Source organism: Kordiimonas aestuarii (assembly GCF_025574465.1).
GTDB lineage: Bacteria > Pseudomonadota > Alphaproteobacteria > Sphingomonadales > Kordiimonadaceae > Kordiimonas > Kordiimonas aestuarii.
The window spans coordinates 16,173-33,711 of record NZ_JAOBPP010000005.1 but is presented as its reverse complement, the minus strand read 5'-3'; the positions used below and the strand labels follow the sequence as shown (position 1 = coordinate 33,711).

The window sequence follows — 17,539 nt, the reverse complement described above, 5'->3', positions numbered from 1 at the left end:
AAACTCATAAAAGGGATTCCCAAACAGGCGAAGATATGATTCAACGCTTCTCAAATCATTGAGGAGGTTTTGATGCGCCGCCGCCGGTATGAACTGACAGATTATGAATGGTCGATCATAGAGCCTTTGCTGCCGAACAAGCCGCGCGGGGTGCCTAGGGTGGATGACCGCCGGGTGATCAACGGCATCTTGTGGCGCTTTCGGGCGGGAACGCCGTGGGCAGACATTCCCGAAAGATATGGTCCCTACACCACCTGCTACAACCGGTTTGTCCGCTGGCGCAAGGCCGGGGTGTGGGACCGACTGTTCGAGGCGGTGAGCAAAGCCCATGACGGTGACATCATTATGATCGACAGCAGCTGTGTCCGTGTGCATCAACAAGGGGCCACGGCAAAAAGGGGGATCAGGACGATGGCTGCATGGGCCGTTCCCGGGGTGGACTGACCACCAAAATCCACGCCCTCGTCGATGCGGATGGTCTGCCGATCAGGCTTTCGCTGACTGCTGGACAGACCCACGACAGCAAACCGGCCCTTGATCTGATTGAGGACATCAAGGAGGAAGCGATCTTGCTCGCTGACAAAGCCTATGATACCGACGCGCTTCGTGCCTTCACCACAGCGCGCAGAGCTTGGGCCAATATTCCGCCAAAAGCCAACCGCAAGCAGTCCTTTACCTTCAGTAAATGGCTGTACCGACACCGTAATCTCGTCGAGCGTTTCTTCAATAAGCTCAAGCACTATCGGGGCATTGCAACGCGCTATGACAAAAACCCGGAGAATTTCCTCGCCGCTGTAAAACTGGCTTCAGTCTGTATCTGGTTGAAAAATTATGAGTCTACGACCTAGCAAAGCCATACAGTATATCGGCTTGTGTTATGGTTAGGATCCCGCTCTCAATAACAGCGAAGGTGCCTGATTATGCGTATTAAGGCCTGAGGCGTGGTCCTGAAAGCCTTGGTGTTTGCGTCCGGTGGTACAAGTGGAAAGGCCCGGTATATGCCGGGCCTTGATAGTTTTAGTTCCCCGATTCCCCGGTCGTGGGCCTCTTCGTGCGACCGGTAAGGTTGGCCCACGTTCCGCGAAGGAATTTCAGAAGTTCGTTTTCTTCCTCTTCGTCGGCTTCGTCGCCGCTTCCGGCTGGAGACATTTCATCTGGTGCGATGCCTAGCGAAAATTCCATCTCAAAGATGTCACCGGCGCTGTTGCCAAAAGCGCGGTCACCCGGTGTGCCGGAACTGACAATCACTTTCTGATCACCGGAAATACTATTTTCTGGTGCGGTAACTGAGTTGTCGAGTTCCTCAGGTCCTGGCTCAGGCTCGGGCTCAGGTTCCGGCTCGGGTTCCGGCTCGGGCTCGGGCTCGGGTTCCGGCTCAGGCTCGGGTTCCGGCTCGGGTTCCGGCTCAGGCTCGGGCTCAGGCTCGGGCTCAGGCTCGGGTTCCGGCTCGGGCTCAGGCTCAGGCTCGGGTTCCGGCTCAGGCTCGGGCTCTGGCTCGGGCTCTGGCTCGGGCTCCGGCTCAGGCTCGGGTTCTGGCTCAGGCTCGGGCTCAGGCTCGGGTTCCGGCTCGGGCTCAGGCTCAGGCTCGGGTTCCGGCTCAGGCTCGGGCTCTGGCTCGGGCTCGGGTTCTGGCTCAGGTTCCGGCTCAGGCTCAGGCTCGGGTTCTGGCTCAGGTTCCGGCTCTGGCTCGGGTTCTGGCTCAGGTTCCGGCTCTGGCTCGGGTTCCGGCTCTGGCTCAGGCTCAGGCTCGGGTTCTGGCTCTGGCTCAGGTTCGACTACCGAACCGTTTACACTCACACTGGTACTGCCAGATGGCACAGTGACCGTCTGTACGGTCCCTGTTACCGTCGCTCCAGTGCCGGCTGAGATCGTAAGAGAAGTAGCCGTCACATCCACGTCAGCCTCTTCGTCCGCATCAATTTCAGTGGTGGGCGCAGTTACGCTACCGTTGACGTTACTCCCTCGAACGTTGGCTGTGCTGCTCGCGTTCACAGTAGCGCTTACATTGCGGGTTGCGGCCACGTTCACGTTCGAGCCCGAAAGCGACGAGGAGGCAACGTCATTGGCGGAGACTGTCACCTGGTTCTGGGCGGTGACGTTAAGGGTGGCGGTTGCTGATGCGGAGACGTTGACGCTGTTACCGGTGATATTACCGGTCACATTGGCTCCCTGCACGGAAACGCTGCCGCCGCTGCCGCTCGTGCTAGCGTTGACGGTTATCTCCACATCTTCATCAGCAGCGACAGTAACGCTGTCTGCTGCAATCGTCGACGTCGATACGCGCTTTGCAGTCAAGGAAACGGTGTTGGTCGCAGCAACATTCAGGGCCGCGGTCTGGCCTGCGGTTACGCTTACATCGCGCGCATTGATGGAACCCACAACGTTATCGCCAGCCAGCAGGACATGGCCGGTCGCGTTGACCGTATGCTCGCCCACACTGATATCGTTTCCGGTGACCGACAGGTTTACGAGATTGGTCGTGCCAGCTGACGAGTCATAGTTGCCTGAGGTAACAGTCACGTCGCCAAGCCGTACATTCTGCCCGGCATTTACATGGGTGATCGCACCAGCGCCAGCATCAAGTGTCAGGTCCTCCTCACTGTCCGTGGTACCATCGATTGCGCCGCCGAAGCTGATGTCTCCGTCGACTTCGCTGGTGTCTATAGTCACATCGGTTTCAAGTGTGGCGGTGCCGCTAACGGACCAGCCGCTAGCGGTATAGTCGCTGCCGGCAAGGATGACATTCCCCTCATAACTCTGGGCGCCGCTTGTTGTCACGTTTGCGAGTGTAATCGTATCACCGATAATCGAGATGCTTGTTGGTGCTGCTACAGCGCCGGTTGTGCCCATGGTAATGGCCGCGCCCTCCAGGGTGAGCGCATAAGCACCCTCGATATCACCAATGGTAATATTGCCGATCGCTGTTGCGCTGAAGTCGCTCTCAAGGGTTATCCCGTCTGCAAACGTCAGGCTGTCGAGCGTCAGAACGCCGGTAATATATGGGGATGCGCCATCCGCCGCGGTGAGACTGGTAACGGCAACATCACCAAAAGTGATGTGCTGGCTACCACGGATGACCGCGTCTTCTACATAAGTGCCGTCAGCCACGTCAATCACACCACCAAGAACTGCCGCGTTCGAAGCATCCGTGATCGAAGCAAGTGGTTGCCGTGCATTGCCGAGCCCATTCCCGAGATCGAAATCATCGTCGGCGGTATAGGTAGACTCAGCGGAGGCATAGACATGCGAGCGGTTGCCAACACCTTCTGCGATGCCAAGGAACCCGTTTGAACCATATCGCCGGTCAAGCACATGCATGTCGCCATTATCGGCTGAGAGTGCCATGATATCAGCGCCGTACGCCGCTTCGTCGTCAACCGGTGATATGGTGTAGGCACCGTCGGACACATTATTGAGGAAGACAATATCCCACTCGTTGCCGTGCGCGCCAACGGCATTTCCGGTAATGGTCAGGTCGTCGGTGCGAAGAAGAATCGAACCCTTGGTATTGTCGATTGTGTTACCGCTGATGGTCCCTGAGTTGCTGCCGTGGAACGCGATTCCTGTGCGCACATTGCTGATTGTGTTGTTGCTGACTGTGACGCCGGTAGTGCCGAGTTGTGCAACAATGCCGAATGTGCTTGAGACTGTATCCCAATCGATATTCGGAAACACGTCACTGAAGGGGCCGGTGATGGTAAAGCCGGTCACCGTTACGTCGTTAGCCTTGATGTTGATGCCGGTTTTACCTTCGTCAACAAGTAGAGAAACGCCTTCCGTGCCGGAAAGGATGATGCCTGCCGTATTGATGACGACATTTTCACGGTATTCACCAGCCTCGACAAGGACGGTGTCTCCGTCAGATGCCAATCCCAAGCCGGAATTGATAGTGTTGTGATCATTGACAAATATATAACCGTCACGCAGCACAGCACGACCGGAATAACCGCTATCGATACCGTCACCTAAAGAAGCGGCGACCTCAAGAAGTTCGCTCGTACTCATGGCTGATGCTTGCACGCCGCCAAAGCTGTTGGCGCTCAGGCCAACTTCCATGTTGGTATAGAGCCCCAGGTGCATCTCATTGGCTGCAAAGCTGTTATTGTCGAGGCTGATGGATGGTGTGGCTGCACCGGCGCCAATGCCCAGCGCTTCAAACAGGTTGCCGGTAAAATTATTGCCGCTCACCGTCGTGCCGTCCGGCCCGTCAATGGACATGCCGACAAAATTGCTGCCGAAGGTATTATCGCTCACGACTGCATCTGTCGCACCTGGGTTCAGATAGACGCCGGTGTGCCAGCCGGTGAAGTTGTTCTGCGTGATGAGGAGGCCGGTGTGCCCACCGTTCGCCACAGTGAGGATGCCGCGATAGCCGTCACCGTCCACGTCGCCGGAGCGTGTGAAGGCAGTGTTTTGGATGGTAACGTCGGTGGACCCGGACGCTAGGTAAATACCGGCCTTGGAGCCCTGAACGTTTGCCCCATCTGCGATGGTGAGACCGTCGATCACTGTACCGTCCGCGCCGCCATTGATTGCGATTGCGCCCGTCAGCACACTTTCGGCACCACTACGTCCGCGGGCATCGACACCAACTTGTGCGCCGGCAAGGCTAATACCTTCATTCAGGGTTACGTTACCTGCGTAATCGCCTGCAGCGATCGTGACGGTGTCACCTGCTTCAGCGATATCTACCACATTCTGGATGGACGATTTTTCAAGGAAAAAAGCTTCACTGGTGCCGCCATATTCGGTGTAATTGCTATAGCGCAAGCTAGCGTCTGATGTGATGGCGTAGACCGATGTTCCAACAGCGTTATTCGCCATGAACTCAGAGATGAAGTTGGCGTCTGGCGCGTCGCCGGCATTGGTGCCCCAATACTGGATGATATAATCGCTCACGCCGGAGACGTCGTTGCCGGTCAAGGTCGTCGGCATGTGTGCCGCTGCATTCAACCACGCGACGCCGTCAACGATGCCGCGTATACGCAGGAAGTGGCTACCACTCACGGTGTTGTTCGTGATGGTGAAATTCACATCGCCACTGTCACCAGCCCCATTGGTGATTGTGATGCCACCATGAAGACGGTTGCCTGCGACAGTGAAACTGGCCATATCATCGATGTCGCCGTCGCCGAAATACAGACTGGCGCTTGTCTTGCCGTCGAAATTATACCCGCTTGCTGCAGCAACGACCGAATTGGTGAAGCTGAAGCCGTCGGCGGTGATTTCAAATGCCTTATTGACTGAGTTTGTGTCGGATTCCGCATCATAAGAACCAGCTGCGGCGGCAAAGCCAAGTCCATTAATGCTGACGCCCGTGCCGGAGACAAAGAAATTGGTTCCCCAATTTGATTCAGCGCCGGAGACGACTGTCGCCTGCGCATCCGACCAAGCGCTGATATCAGCCCAGTTGCTATCAACGCCCTGAAGGGATACGGGTTTGTTGATGACAAGGCCGAGGCTCGTACCGTTGTAACTTGTGAGTTCCTCATATGTGCCGGGCGCCACATAAATGGTGTCGCCGTCGGCGGCCGCATCCAGCGCTGTCTGCACCGACATGGATATGCTGTCGTCTGAACCGACATAGAGATCGCCGCTCGCGTCCACATTCAGGTCGCCGTCCGTATCGATATAGATACTGCCGGCATCATTGTGCCGCACGACAGAATCCTCCGGCGTCGCAAGCGCCAGCGCAAAGGCAACAGCTTTGTCTGCACTCGATTGGAAATACGTATATTCGGCACCGTCGCTGCGCGAGGTTGCGTTCTGGACGATGTATTCATACCCCTCAAGATCGAGATCCGTGATTGTGTAATAGCTGTCGTCGGAGCCTTGGTCATTCTCTGCATAAATTGCGTTGGCTTCCGACAGGCTGTTCACGCCGGTGAGGCTGATACCACTTGTGCCACCATCAGCATATCGGCCAGCAGAATAAATACCAATACCACCCCACTGGTTGCCGCTCGTGGTGATATTGGTGAGGCTGATATCGTGCGAATCCGTGATGGCGATACCGACGCCGCCGGTGTCACTGCCGTGTGCCGATACATTGGTGAGGCTCGCGCCTGTAACGCCAAGCAGGTCAATCTCGGTACGGCCAGAACCCGAAACAGTCACATTCGTAAGAGTAAAGCTAAGGTCAGGGTCATCGACAAGTGGGCGTAATTTGAGGCCATATGTGTTGCCGCTTGGTCCTTGAACGCTCAGGTTTTCAAAACTCACACCGTCCGAATGCACGAGGATGCCGGCGCCAGTGGACGCGGAGACCCCGCTGGCGTCGATCACCGTGCCGGCTTGGCTGTCGCCAACAAGCGAGATGCTGTTGGTATCAATCAATAGTTGGTCATCAAGGCTGTAGGTGCCGTCCTGCATGGCAACACGATCGCCGGCGTGTGCGGTGCTTACCGCGCTATCAAGGTCGGTCGTGATCGAATAGTAGGAGGTGGTCTGGCCAGAATATTCTATGCTGGCCGAGCGTGCTTCGTCGGTATCCCCTGCGTAGGTGAGGATGGCGCCGTCCGTGAAGCTGTTGGCGTTGAATATCGTGTTCCAGCCGAAATCAGGCAGCCCGTCGCCTCGTGCACTGACAGGGTCCTCAAGGCCGCTGAAGCTGTTGCCAGTGATAGTGGCGCTGCCTACATCCTTGAGGAGCCACGCAACGCCGTCCACAATGCCATTGAAACGAATGCCGCTTTCACCGGCATTGCCGCCGCCGCTAAACTCGTTGTTGGCAATGATACGGTTGCCCGCATCGCTGCCGTTGCCAGCACCACTTGCGAGGGTTAGCAGGTAATAGCTGCCGCCGCCGCCGATAAAGCGATTGTTTTCAACCACGAAGTTCTCGGTATCTTTCGCATGCCCTTCGACCGAGCCAAATTCGGAAAAATAGAGCGCTACACCTGTGCCGTTGCCGGCATTGTTGACAACAGAGTTGCGCAACGCAAAATTATTGCCGACGACTTCCAGGGTCTTGTTATTGCCGCCCGAGACCGGACGGAACGTCAGTCCCTGCAAGGCAACCCCGTCTCCGAAGATAAAATGTTGCGCCCCGAATCCTGCCTGGTACTGGGCCGTGATCGTGGCTTGCGTCGCATTCGGGTCAGAAATGGCGCTACCACTGTCTGTTACCCCCTGAATGAGAATATTGTCCTTGTAGACGTGAAGGCCGAAATTCTGGCCACCGCCCGTGGCGCCTGCCTGAGTGACGCCTGCATTCCCTTCCGTATAGGAGCCCGGATAGACGTTGATGATATTCTGGTTCGATAAGGACGCGCCGCTTGCAATCACGTGAACCGCATCCTGTACTTGGCCTGCGTCATAGACATTCACGACATTCGCGTTGCCTGTCAGTGTCTGGTTCGAGCCGAGTGTGATACCAGCATTGAGATTGACGGTCAGGACGCCATCCGCATTTTCATCAACCAGGCTGAGCGTCGTGGACGCGCTTTGTGAACTGGTATTGATCTCGGCATTGATGGAGATGCTTTCGCTTGCTGCCAGTTCCATATTTGTGGTTGCAAGCTGGCTGGTGATGGTACCAACCTCAACTTCATTGTCGCCGGTTGCTGTTTCAACCACTGTCAGTGTTTCGGGGTCGAGTGACCAGGTGCCGTAGCTGCCGGCCTGTGCTCTTGTATCCACGTGCGCATCTGTTCCGACATTGAGATTCTTGCCCGATGTCTCAACGAAACCGCCATTGCCGCCATAAAGCCCGGCCGAAGCATCTGCTGTGCCGTTAAAGGTGAGGCGTCCACTCGCGATCATGACGATATCGCCGCCATCGCCACTTTCGTCTGCCTGTGACGTATCTGCCATCCCGGTCACATCAATATTCGCGCCCGAAAGGATGATCTTTCCGCCACGTTCCGCAACCGAACGGGCTTCGACCACGCCCGACATATTAACCACGGAATCAACCAGACCTTTTGCGGTGCTGGCCTGCATGACTACCGTTCCACCATCGGACAGAATGGCGCCAGCATTTGCGAGCAGGGCGCTTGTGGTGTCGTCAGCGGCGAGTTGAATCAGCCGGTCGCCATAGAGGTCGACCGTGAAACGACTGCCTGAAGTGAGTTCAACGCGGCCGAAATGCGCGGTGAGGATACCGTTGTTTTCAACGCGCGGGGCGACGAGCGCGACGAGTCCGCTCTCGCGGGCAGTGATAGTGCCGTCATTGATGATCTGGCCATTGCCACTTATGGCCTTGAAGTCGTGACGACCCGCAAGGAAATCGGCGTCGCTGATATCCGATGTGGTTGCAACAAGCCCGCCCACATCAATCCTGGCGCTTGCGCCGAACAGGATGCCGTTCGGGTTGATAAGGAACACATTCCCGTTGGCGGTCATGCGACCAAGGATATCCGAACTATAATCGCCGGTCACCCGGTTCAGCACGAGCGAGTTGGCACTTGGCTGGTTGAATGTGACGGTATCGGCTTCCCCTATTGAGAAATCGGTCCAGTTGATGATGGCCTTATCTGTTCGCTGGTCAATATTGGTATCGAAATCGTTTGGGCGAGTGATGCTCACGTCGCCGGCAACGACACCATCCAGCACGGGCCCGCCTGCCATGACGTTGGTTGCGGGGATAGTAGCCATCAAGACAGCTGCGAGGCACCTACCGGTAAGGGAGGTGCCTGCGAGAAGTCGCGTACGTAGATCGGAATAGCCCAGGGTTGGGGTATTCGGACATTTGGTCTGGTCGAGCAGCATAATAGTCCTCCTCAAAACCGCAGGCTGAGGCTGAAGAAGCCGCGAACGGCCCCGCTCCAACGTTCATCATAGTCGTCGGTTTTCTTGATTGGTGTTGCCAGTTCAAAGTTGGCGGAAAGATTGCGGTTCAGGGTCAGGCGCACGCCGCCACCCGCAGAACCGAGGTCGGTTGAGACATAACCGGTGTCACGGTGGTCCCAAACGGCTCCATAGTCAGTGAAACCATATACTTGATAGCGCTGCAGCCACTTCAGAGTTGTGGTGCCGTCGTAGCGCAGTTCAGCACGTCCGGCGATACCGCGTTCACCACTGATCTCGGACGGGTCGAAGGCGCGGCCGTATTGGCTACCGCCGATGACCATCTCCTCGGATGCGACAAGTGCGTCGTTGGTGTATTGCGCGGTCACGTCAAGGAGCAGGCTCACACGCGATGCAATTTTTTGAAGCCGCATCAGGGACATGTTAAACTTGATGAAGTCTGATTCCGCGTCAGCGCGAGACATGCCGGGTTCGCCGGTTTCTTTGCCGTTCAGGATATTCAGGCCCTTACTCACCTCTGTCGAGATCAGGTTGATCCCATTGAGGTTGTCGACAAAATCATAGCTTGCTCCAGCAACGGCCTTACGCACCCGATCCGTGGTAAATTCTTCTTCCAGAATGGTTGTGCGGGTGTTTCGGATATCAAGGCCCGCATGAATATAAAGGCTTTTGGCCCGGGAGCGGATAACTGGGTGGGCCAAGGTAAAGCTACCGGACGTAGAGCGGCTTTCAATTTCAAGTTCGGCAAGGGAGGCACCCGGCTCGGAGCGGGTATGACGTGCGACAAGTGTCATTACTGTGCCCTCAGCGCCCAATACTTGCTCGTGACGGATTTCACCGCTTCTGAACTCTGACAGCTGCGAAGCGCCAATGAGTCTAAGGCTGGTTTTTGACATCGAGCCGAGGACCGAATTGAAGGTAGCCCCGACCTGTACCTGGACAGGCCCGTTGAACTTGGAGCCGCGGTTATTCACTGTCGCATAAGCATATGCCCGGTCTTCTGTGACAAGTATTGTAAGGTCCGTCGCTCCTGGTTTGCTGGATGATTGCAGCACTGCCTGTGCACGGAGGCCCGGCAGGTCATTTGCAAGGAGCATATACCGTTCGAGGTCCACAGCCCGGAGGGGGACGGACGCCTTGATGCGGGCGCCGAGACGGGTGAGCAGCCTGCGCCCGTGGCTAAATTCTCCGTCAATTGTTACCTGGTCGATATAACCTTCGACGACCTGAAGAGTAACGAAGCCATCCTCAATTTCCTGCGCAGGCACCACGACGCGGGTAAGGATGAAACCCTTGTTCCGGTAATAGGCTGTCATTTGCGCCGCAATGTCATATATCCGGGTCAGGGAGATTTCTTCCCCCAGATGGGACTGATAGAAGCGGGTTAGTTCACTTATGGAGACCGTAGTGTTTCCTGATACCTTGAGCTTCGTTAGAACAAAACGGACATTGGTTTTGGGAACTGTTTGCTGGCGCGCATCCGCAGGTTCACGAATAACGATGCTGGACTCAGGAACTTCCCGTTCCTCAAACTGTTCTTCAAGTTTAGAAGGGTCGGGGATGTCGGGCGGTGTTTCCTGCGCCAAGGCGGATTGCCCTGAGGATAAAAGATGAGTGGTACAAATATATAAGCAGACCAACAGCGCAGGGTGCGCAAGCATCCTGTCGGCTCTCGGCCTTGGCCGTTTCCGTTTCTTTTGTTCATAATAAAATCGCTCGCGAACATAACGAGCCCCCGCTTCAACGCAGCGGGATATAATTTCCCTGAGTAACCCCCACATGTGCAACACCAATCATTTGAATATGATCGAGCGCAACATCCACCCCCTCTCGAGCATGAGACAGGCTGGCATTCAATTCGGGCATGGTATCCAGATTTTGGCACACCCCAGTCGCTGCTCCTGCAACCTGAGGTACCACGTCTAACTGTACAAATTTCGTCAAAGTTGTCAAATTTTGTCGTAAAATGTACTAAAAATTGAATTTCTCATATATACGCCTAAGCACGGATGCCATGAAGGCTTGGGTTTTTGAGCGAGTCTGTCGGTCTGCATAGAAAAGATGTTTGGCGAGTAATCTACTGATTTTCACATAATAACGCCAGTATGCGCGTGGTTTAGTGCAGGTGGTCAACCTCACAGCTCAACATGTAACCGCCGCCCCAGTAGGTCTTGATCAGGCGTGGTGATCGCGGGTTTTCCTCTACCTTCTTACGCAGGCGTGCGACACAATTATCAATGCTACGGTCAAATACATCGAAATGTCGCCCCTTGGTGGCATCTAGCAGCGCTTCACGGGATAGCACGATGTGAGGGTTTTGCAAAAACACCTGCAGGAGCCGCATTTCTCCGGTGCTGAGTGGTACTGTTTCGCCCCTCGCATTGGTCAGTGTTTGTTGTGCCGTGTCGAGAGTGCAGGAGCCGAATGATACGCGGGTGTAATCGTTTGTGGTCACGCGACGGGGTTCCGGGTTGGCGCGCCTCAGGACGGCTTTGACGCGGGCGATCAATTCGCGTGGGTTGAAGGGCTTGACGACATAGTCGTCCGCGCCGATTTCCAGGCCAACGATCCTGTCGGTGTCTTGCGAATTTCCCGTCATGAAGATGACCGGCACATGGTTTGTTTTTTGTAATTGCCGGCAAACAGAAAAACCGTCACCCGTCCGAAGGGTAATATCGAGTAAAGCAAGGTCAGGCCGCTCTTCAGCGGCGAGATGAAGTGCTTCCGGTTCGCCTTCTGCGTAACACACGGTAAAGCCGTTCATCTCGAGATATTTCCCGAAGGGTTCTGCTATATCCCGGTCGTCTTCTACGATCATGATGTGTGGTTTATCGGACAACGAGAGCTCCGTGACAACATGTAAGAGATTTCGCAAAAGAATGCTGCGCTGGCTGACAGAACCATGTCTGCCAAACCTTACATATTAGATCGCTTTACTCATATCAGTGCAATCCAGTGTTACATATTGATACAAAATTCCACGAATTTGGGAAAGTTCACACGCTTTGGGGTGCTATATTTATTTGCCGTGACGGGTTGTTCTAGGGAGACGGGCCCTGAGTTTGCGGTCGAGTGGGGGAAATTTCAGCCATGAAGCCGGGAACCCACATAGCTGTGATAGTATTTCCTGTAAATCTACGGTTTCAAGTGAACTGATCAAACGCGCGTGCACCGCCGGTGTACTCACATGAGGATGTAGCAATGGAGCAAATGCCCTTTGTTATCTTGGCGTTGTTTTTCATCGCAATAGCGCTCAGTATCGTATTTTTGCTGGCGTGGCAGGCTTTTGGACGCCAACGACATATCCTCACTTGGGCGCTTGCCTTTGGTATTTCTGCCGTGCAATGGGCTCTGAACCTTGCCTTCATCTTTGGTGTGTTGAGCAATTATCCAGTTTATTGGGTTTCTGCGAGCCTCGTTGGCGCCATTGTCCCCTATCTTGGGGTTGCAGGCTATTTGCAGCGGGCGGGGCGTTTGGTTTACGTCCCTTTTATTGCCGGGGTGGTGGGGCTTACCTGGGGGGGCTGTATGTGGTTTGCTTTTGTGCAGCCGCATGTCGGTCTGACGGTTTCCCTTCTGCCGTATTCTACTGCTTTGTCATCCCTGTGGATCGTCTGGATTCTCTATAGCCCCAAACGGCAGAAGCACCTGCTCGAATGGTATGGCATCGTCGCGTATGCGTTATTCGCGGTGGCGTCCACCGTCACCGGATCGATTGCCCTGAGTCAGGGGGCTGTTCGCAATGAAGAGATCATCGATTTATACAGTTTAGTCCTGTTCCTGACCCTGCCGACGTTTTTTACCCTTCTTGGGCTTCTCGCGCTTTCTATCGTTGCTTCCGATCTTGCGAAGCGTGCCCAGGAATTGGCGAATTACCAAAAGAAGAAAAGGCAGGAAGAGTCTGAACGCAGTTGGGGCACCTTACAGGATGCCATCGAGGCGATTTCCGACCTGGTCGCTATCGATGATGGCCGAGGGAACATGCTTACATGCAACGATGCCTTTGCCCGGTTCCTGAATATCTCGCGAGAGGAATTTTCCGGCAAGCGTACAACGGAGATGATGGAACTCTACCAAGAACGTTTTCAAGCCATCAATGGAGAGCCTGTTGGCTCAGGCGAGGAGATTGCCCAAAAGTTCTGGCATGCACTTACCACGGGAGAGCGGCTTGATATACTCACCAGCAATGATGAAAGCTACATTGTGGACTGCGGCTATCTGAGTTCAGGTGGCCAGATTATGGTTGCCCGGGATGTAACGCAGCTTCATCGTGCCCGGGCGCGTCTTGAGACGGCAATAAATTCAATGCCCATCGGCTTTTCCCTGTTTGACAAGAACGACAAGCTTGTTGCCTGCAATAAAAGCTATGAAGACATGATCGGGAAAGATTTCTCCTGGATTGCCTCTCAACCGATTGAAAAAACGCTTACAAGCTTCATGCGGCGAATGAAACGTTTCAGGGATGAAACCCTGGTTATGCGTGGACAGTGGTTGAGCAATACCCTTGATTCGATTGAATGCAGGGAGAAAATTGGTGACGTTTTCCTGCTGGACAACAACTGCTGGTATGACATCACCATTCAACCCGTGCCGGATGGTGGGTTTGTCACAATTGCAAACGATGTGACGGAGCGCAGGCTTCTGGAGTTGGACCTGGAGAAAAATGAAGCCCAGCTTCGCGAAATTCTGAGCGCTCAGCCTTTCCCGGTGGTCATGACGGAACAGCCAAGAGGAAATATTCTCTTTGCCAGCAAGGCCGCGATGGACGCGCTCGGGCTGACAGGGGCGGCAGCGGTCACCGGAAGCGCAACGTTGAACTGGCGTGACTTCGCGGACGACAATGCGAAGGGGGGGCAGGGTGACAGCATTGCATTGGAAGAAGTGTATCTTCGCCGGGCTGACGGAACGAATTTTCCGGCACTGTTTTCTCACCATACAATCACTTTTGCCGGCGCGGCCGCACAAGTGATGAGCTTTATTGATATTTCCAATATCAAGGAACTGCAGGTCGAGCTTGAAAACCAGCGAGAGGCTTTGTTTCAAAGCGAGAAACTGAACGCGCTTGGCACCCTGCTTGCCGGTGTCGCGCACGAACTGAATAATCCGCTCACAGTTGTCGTCGCGAATGCCCATGTTCTTGGCCTGACTGTTGACGACCCTGACATGCAAAGCCGACTTGATAAGATTACCGATGCGGCAGACGCCTGTTCAAAAATTATCCGATCTTTTCTGAATATGGCGCGGAAGAACCCAAGTAAAACAATTCTGTTTGACATGGCTGAATGTGTTGAACACGCCCTCGAGATATCAAGCTTTGGGCTGCGGGAGCATCGCATTACTATCCGCGGTGACCTTGATCGCGGTTTACCTGCCATAAGCGGTGATCCAGATCAATTTGCCCAGGTTGTCCTCAACCTTATCATCAATGCAAAACAGGCGTTGCTTCCCCAGGACGAACCGCGTGAAATCGATGTTGCTGTTCACGTTAGTAAATCCAGGAAAGATGTTGAGCTGCACGTGAAGGATAATGGGCCAGGTGTGGCGGAGCCGGTGAAGGACCGTATTTTTGAACCATTTTTCACAACCAAAGCTGTGGGGCAAGGTACCGGCATGGGGCTATCGCTTGTGCGAGCGATTGTTGAATCTCACCGTGGCCGGATTGACCTTCTGGATGAAGAGGGCGGCGCCCATTTCAGAATTTCAATCCCGCATACCGGAGGGAAAGTTAGCCAAACCGCAACACCAGTCCCCGCGATCAGCCTTGCGGGCGGGAAACGTATTCTGGTGGTGGATGACGACCTGGACGTGCTGGAGGCTTTGGCCGACATCCTCAGGGTTCAAGGCCATGATGTCGTTGCCGTGGATTCAGGCAAAGGGGCGTTGAGTACGCTCAATTCCCGCGAATTCGATATCATCTTCAGTGATTTGCGTATGCCGGTGATGGATGGTGAGGCTCTGTTCAGGAAGATGGAGAAATCCTTTCCTTTGATGGCAAAACGCGTGGCATTTATAACCGGCAATAATATGTCCGAGCATACCCGAATATTTCTGGAGGCGGCTGACAGGCCCTCACTCGGTAAACCATTTCTCCCAGAGGACGTGGTTAAACTGATCGAGGAGATGGCCCTTCAGGATGAGCTGGTCTAGCATATGTTTCGCTCCAGGACCCCGATACATTCTGAGACAAATTTTGACAATTTCAAACAGGCATGCCTCCGGTTTCCCCTGTATGGAGTGCCCTAAAACACGAGGCGCGGGGCCAATGGGCTGCCTTGGCCCGTTGCGAAACGCGATAGGGGAGGGAAAAATGATGGCCTGGGGCCGAGGAGAGTGAGGCACGATGAAATCTGCCTTCCAGCAAAATCCGAATAGTGATGCCTACCAATCCGAGGGGCGGGAACGGACCGGCTACATGACGATGTGGAGGAAGGTATCCCTCATGCTCTTCCTTCTGGTAACAGCCCTTAGCGGGGTGCTCAGTTATATTTTCTACCGCTCGGTCGATGAAATGTTGAAGGGTGAGCTGCGACGGCGCGGGGATGCTATCGCCGAAAGTATTGCCGAGAGTTCTGCACTGGGAGTGCTGCTTTCAGACCGGATAATCCTTATCGATGTCGTGACGCGTTTTTTGGGCGAGGAAGATGTGGAATATATTTGGATCATGAACCGCAATGCGGAGTTGCTCTATCCCGCGCTTTCCACGCTTGATGTTGCAGGCCTTGATGGAGCGATGCTAACCGAGGTCGTTGCCGCGCGGGAGAAGGTGTCGCGCCTTGCTGAATTTGGTCCGCTTGCCGAGGGTATGAAGTCGTTTGATGGTTATCACGTTGCCGTCCCGGTATGGCGGCAGGTTGCCATACCAGACAGGGGCGCGAGAGGCGAAAAAGCCACACAACCAGACTTGCGCGACAGAACGATAGTGGAACTTATTGGGTTTGTACAGGTCGGCCTTACGACACACCGAATAGAGAAACAGACCGGCCTGGTTATGTTTCGCGCTACATTTCTGGTGGTCGGGGTTGCCTTTCTCGGTCTTTTCGCTGCAGCAATAATGTTGAACCGGTGGCTTGAACCACTGCAGGTAGTCACCCGCCTCGCGCAAAGGATTCGGCGCTTTGGTTTTCAGGGGGCGGTCGGAGGTGCCGAGTACGAAGTGGAATATTCGATTGCCAAGACGGCGAAATACGACGGGGCTGACGAATTCGGTCTTCTTCAGAAGACCTTTCTGGAAATGGTCAAGGAAATCGGTGTTCATGACCGCCGCCTGCGGGAGCAAAAACAGCGGCTGAAACAAATGGTTGCACAGCGTACAGAGCAACTAGCTCGCGCGAAAGAGGATGCGTTGGCTGCAAATAAGGCAAAATCCAAATTCCTCGCGTCCATGAGCCATGAACTGAGGACGCCACTCAACGCGGTCATCGGGTATACTGAAATGTTACAGCACGGCTTTGCACGCAACGCGAAAAAGCAGTCGGAATATCTGGAGATTATCAGGTCAAGCGGTCAGCATCTACTGTCGGTTATCAACGACATTCTTGACCTTTCCAAGCTCGAGGAGGGCGGCTACCGCTTGTTCGCAGAGCTGTTTTCTCTCCGGCAATGCGTTGAAGAAGCGATGGCGTTTGTGCTGCCGAAGATGCTGGAAAAGCATATCACGAGTTCAATCAGTTGCCCCGATGTGGAAATAATAAATGACGAGCGCATGATGAAGCAGGTTCTTATCAACCTGCTTTCAAATGCGTGTAAATTCACCCCATCAGGAGGCAGCGTGAACGTCTCGGTCAAGATTGAGCAGGAGATGGTTCATATTCTGGTGGCCGACACCGGAGAGGGGATGACAGAAGAAGAGGTGGAGCAGGCTCTTCAGATGTTTGTACAGCTTACCTCGGGGACCATAGGGCCAAGCGGTGGAACAGGCCTTGGTCTGCCCATTGTTGACCGCTTTGTAAAGTTGATGAAGGGCAAACTTTTCATCTTCTCAGAGAAAGGCGAGGGCACACTCATTCGCATCCGGTTGCCCATAGACGTATCCAGCGTGCCGGGTCAGGGGCTGCCAGCGGATTAGCATGAGCCTAGGTTGCCCTTACTGTTGAATGCATACCCGCCACCCCAGTAGGTTTTTATGTGTATTGGGTTGCTCGGGTCGCTTTCGATCTTCTTGCGCAGTCGGCTGACATAATTGTCAATGCTGCGATCAAATGGATTGGTCTGCCGACCCTGTGTCATCTTCAGAAGCTCGTCTCGACTCAAGACCATATCAGGGTGACTAAGGAAAACGTATAACAAGCGGGTTTCGCCAGTACTCAGCTCCAGCCGGCTGCCATCTTTTTGCATCAGCTCCTGATTGGACACATCGAGCTGCCAAGGGCCGATCTTCAGTTTTTCGTCATGGGAGGCCGTGGCTGGTGAAGCGTACCGGCGCAAAACAGCGCGGATGCGTGCCAGCAGCTCCCGGGGGTTGAAGGGTTTTGCAAGATAGTCGTCTGCGCCCAGTTCAAGCCCGATTATCCGTTCCGTATCTTCTGCCCTGCCTGAAAGGAAGATGACAGGCATTGGCTTAACATGCTGAATATCCCTGCATAGTTCCAGACCATCGCTTTGCCCCAGCATAATGTCTAGAACTGCAAGGTCGATGGGGAGCTTCTTGATTAACTCGAGTGCGCTTTTAGCATCTCGCGCCAAGCTGGTTTCAAGCCCCTGTGACTTGAGGTAGTGGTCAAGCGGTTCAAGGATATTTTCCTCATCGTCGACCAACAGGATATGTGTGCGCTTTTCCATCTCGCTCCCC

The 17,539-nt window shown here is 54.5% G+C and carries 7 protein-coding genes; 3 read left to right on the top strand and 4 right to left on the bottom strand.

The window, feature by feature from the left end; translation table 11 throughout:
* Positions 1-72: 72 nt before the first annotated feature.
* Positions 73-848 (top strand): IS5 family transposase gene (locus OEU85_RS00420; RefSeq protein ID WP_262689381.1). Its coding sequence is split into 2 segments (ribosomal slippage): positions 73-388 and positions 388-848, totalling 777 coding nucleotides; the frame shifts between segments, so codons are not numbered across the junction.
* A 169-nt stretch (positions 849-1,017) separates the two neighbouring features.
* Here the strand turns inward: OEU85_RS00420 and OEU85_RS00415 are convergent.
* The 3 genes from OEU85_RS00415 to OEU85_RS00405 form a co-directional block, all read right to left on the bottom strand.
* Positions 1,018-8,712, bottom strand: coding sequence for a two-partner secretion domain-containing protein (locus OEU85_RS00415; protein WP_262689454.1), 7,695 nt, complete (start codon positions 8,710-8,712; stop codon positions 1,018-1,020).
* A gap of 11 nt (positions 8,713-8,723) precedes the next feature.
* Positions 8,724-10,337, bottom strand: coding sequence for a ShlB/FhaC/HecB family hemolysin secretion/activation protein (locus tag OEU85_RS00410; protein ID WP_262689453.1), 1,614 nt, complete (start codon positions 10,335-10,337; stop codon positions 8,724-8,726).
* 530 nt (positions 10,338-10,867) lie between these two features.
* A complete protein-coding gene (locus OEU85_RS00405; protein ID WP_262689452.1) occupies positions 10,868-11,590 on the bottom strand; it encodes a response regulator in 723 nt (240 codons plus the stop codon).
* Between the two features lie 362 nt (positions 11,591-11,952).
* Here OEU85_RS00405 and OEU85_RS00400 point away from each other — a divergent pair, with 362 nt between their 5' ends.
* Together OEU85_RS00400 and OEU85_RS00395 are read left to right on the top strand one after the other, a co-directional pair.
* Positions 11,953-14,898, top strand: a complete 2,946-nt coding sequence (locus OEU85_RS00400; protein ID WP_262689451.1) for an ATP-binding protein — start codon at positions 11,953-11,955, stop codon at positions 14,896-14,898.
* Positions 14,899-15,091: 193 nt separating this feature from the next.
* Complete coding sequence (locus OEU85_RS00395) at positions 15,092-16,816, top strand: sensor histidine kinase (RefSeq protein ID WP_262689450.1); 1,725 nt, start codon at positions 15,092-15,094, stop codon at positions 16,814-16,816.
* Here the strand turns inward: OEU85_RS00395 and OEU85_RS00390 are convergent.
* Positions 16,813-17,529 carry a response regulator gene (locus OEU85_RS00390; protein WP_262689449.1) on the bottom strand — a complete coding sequence of 239 codons (717 nt, stop codon included), beginning with the start codon at positions 17,527-17,529 and terminating at the stop codon, positions 16,813-16,815. The two genes, OEU85_RS00395 and OEU85_RS00390, sit on opposite strands and share 4 nt — an antisense overlap.
* Between the last annotated feature and the right edge of the window lie 10 nt (positions 17,530-17,539).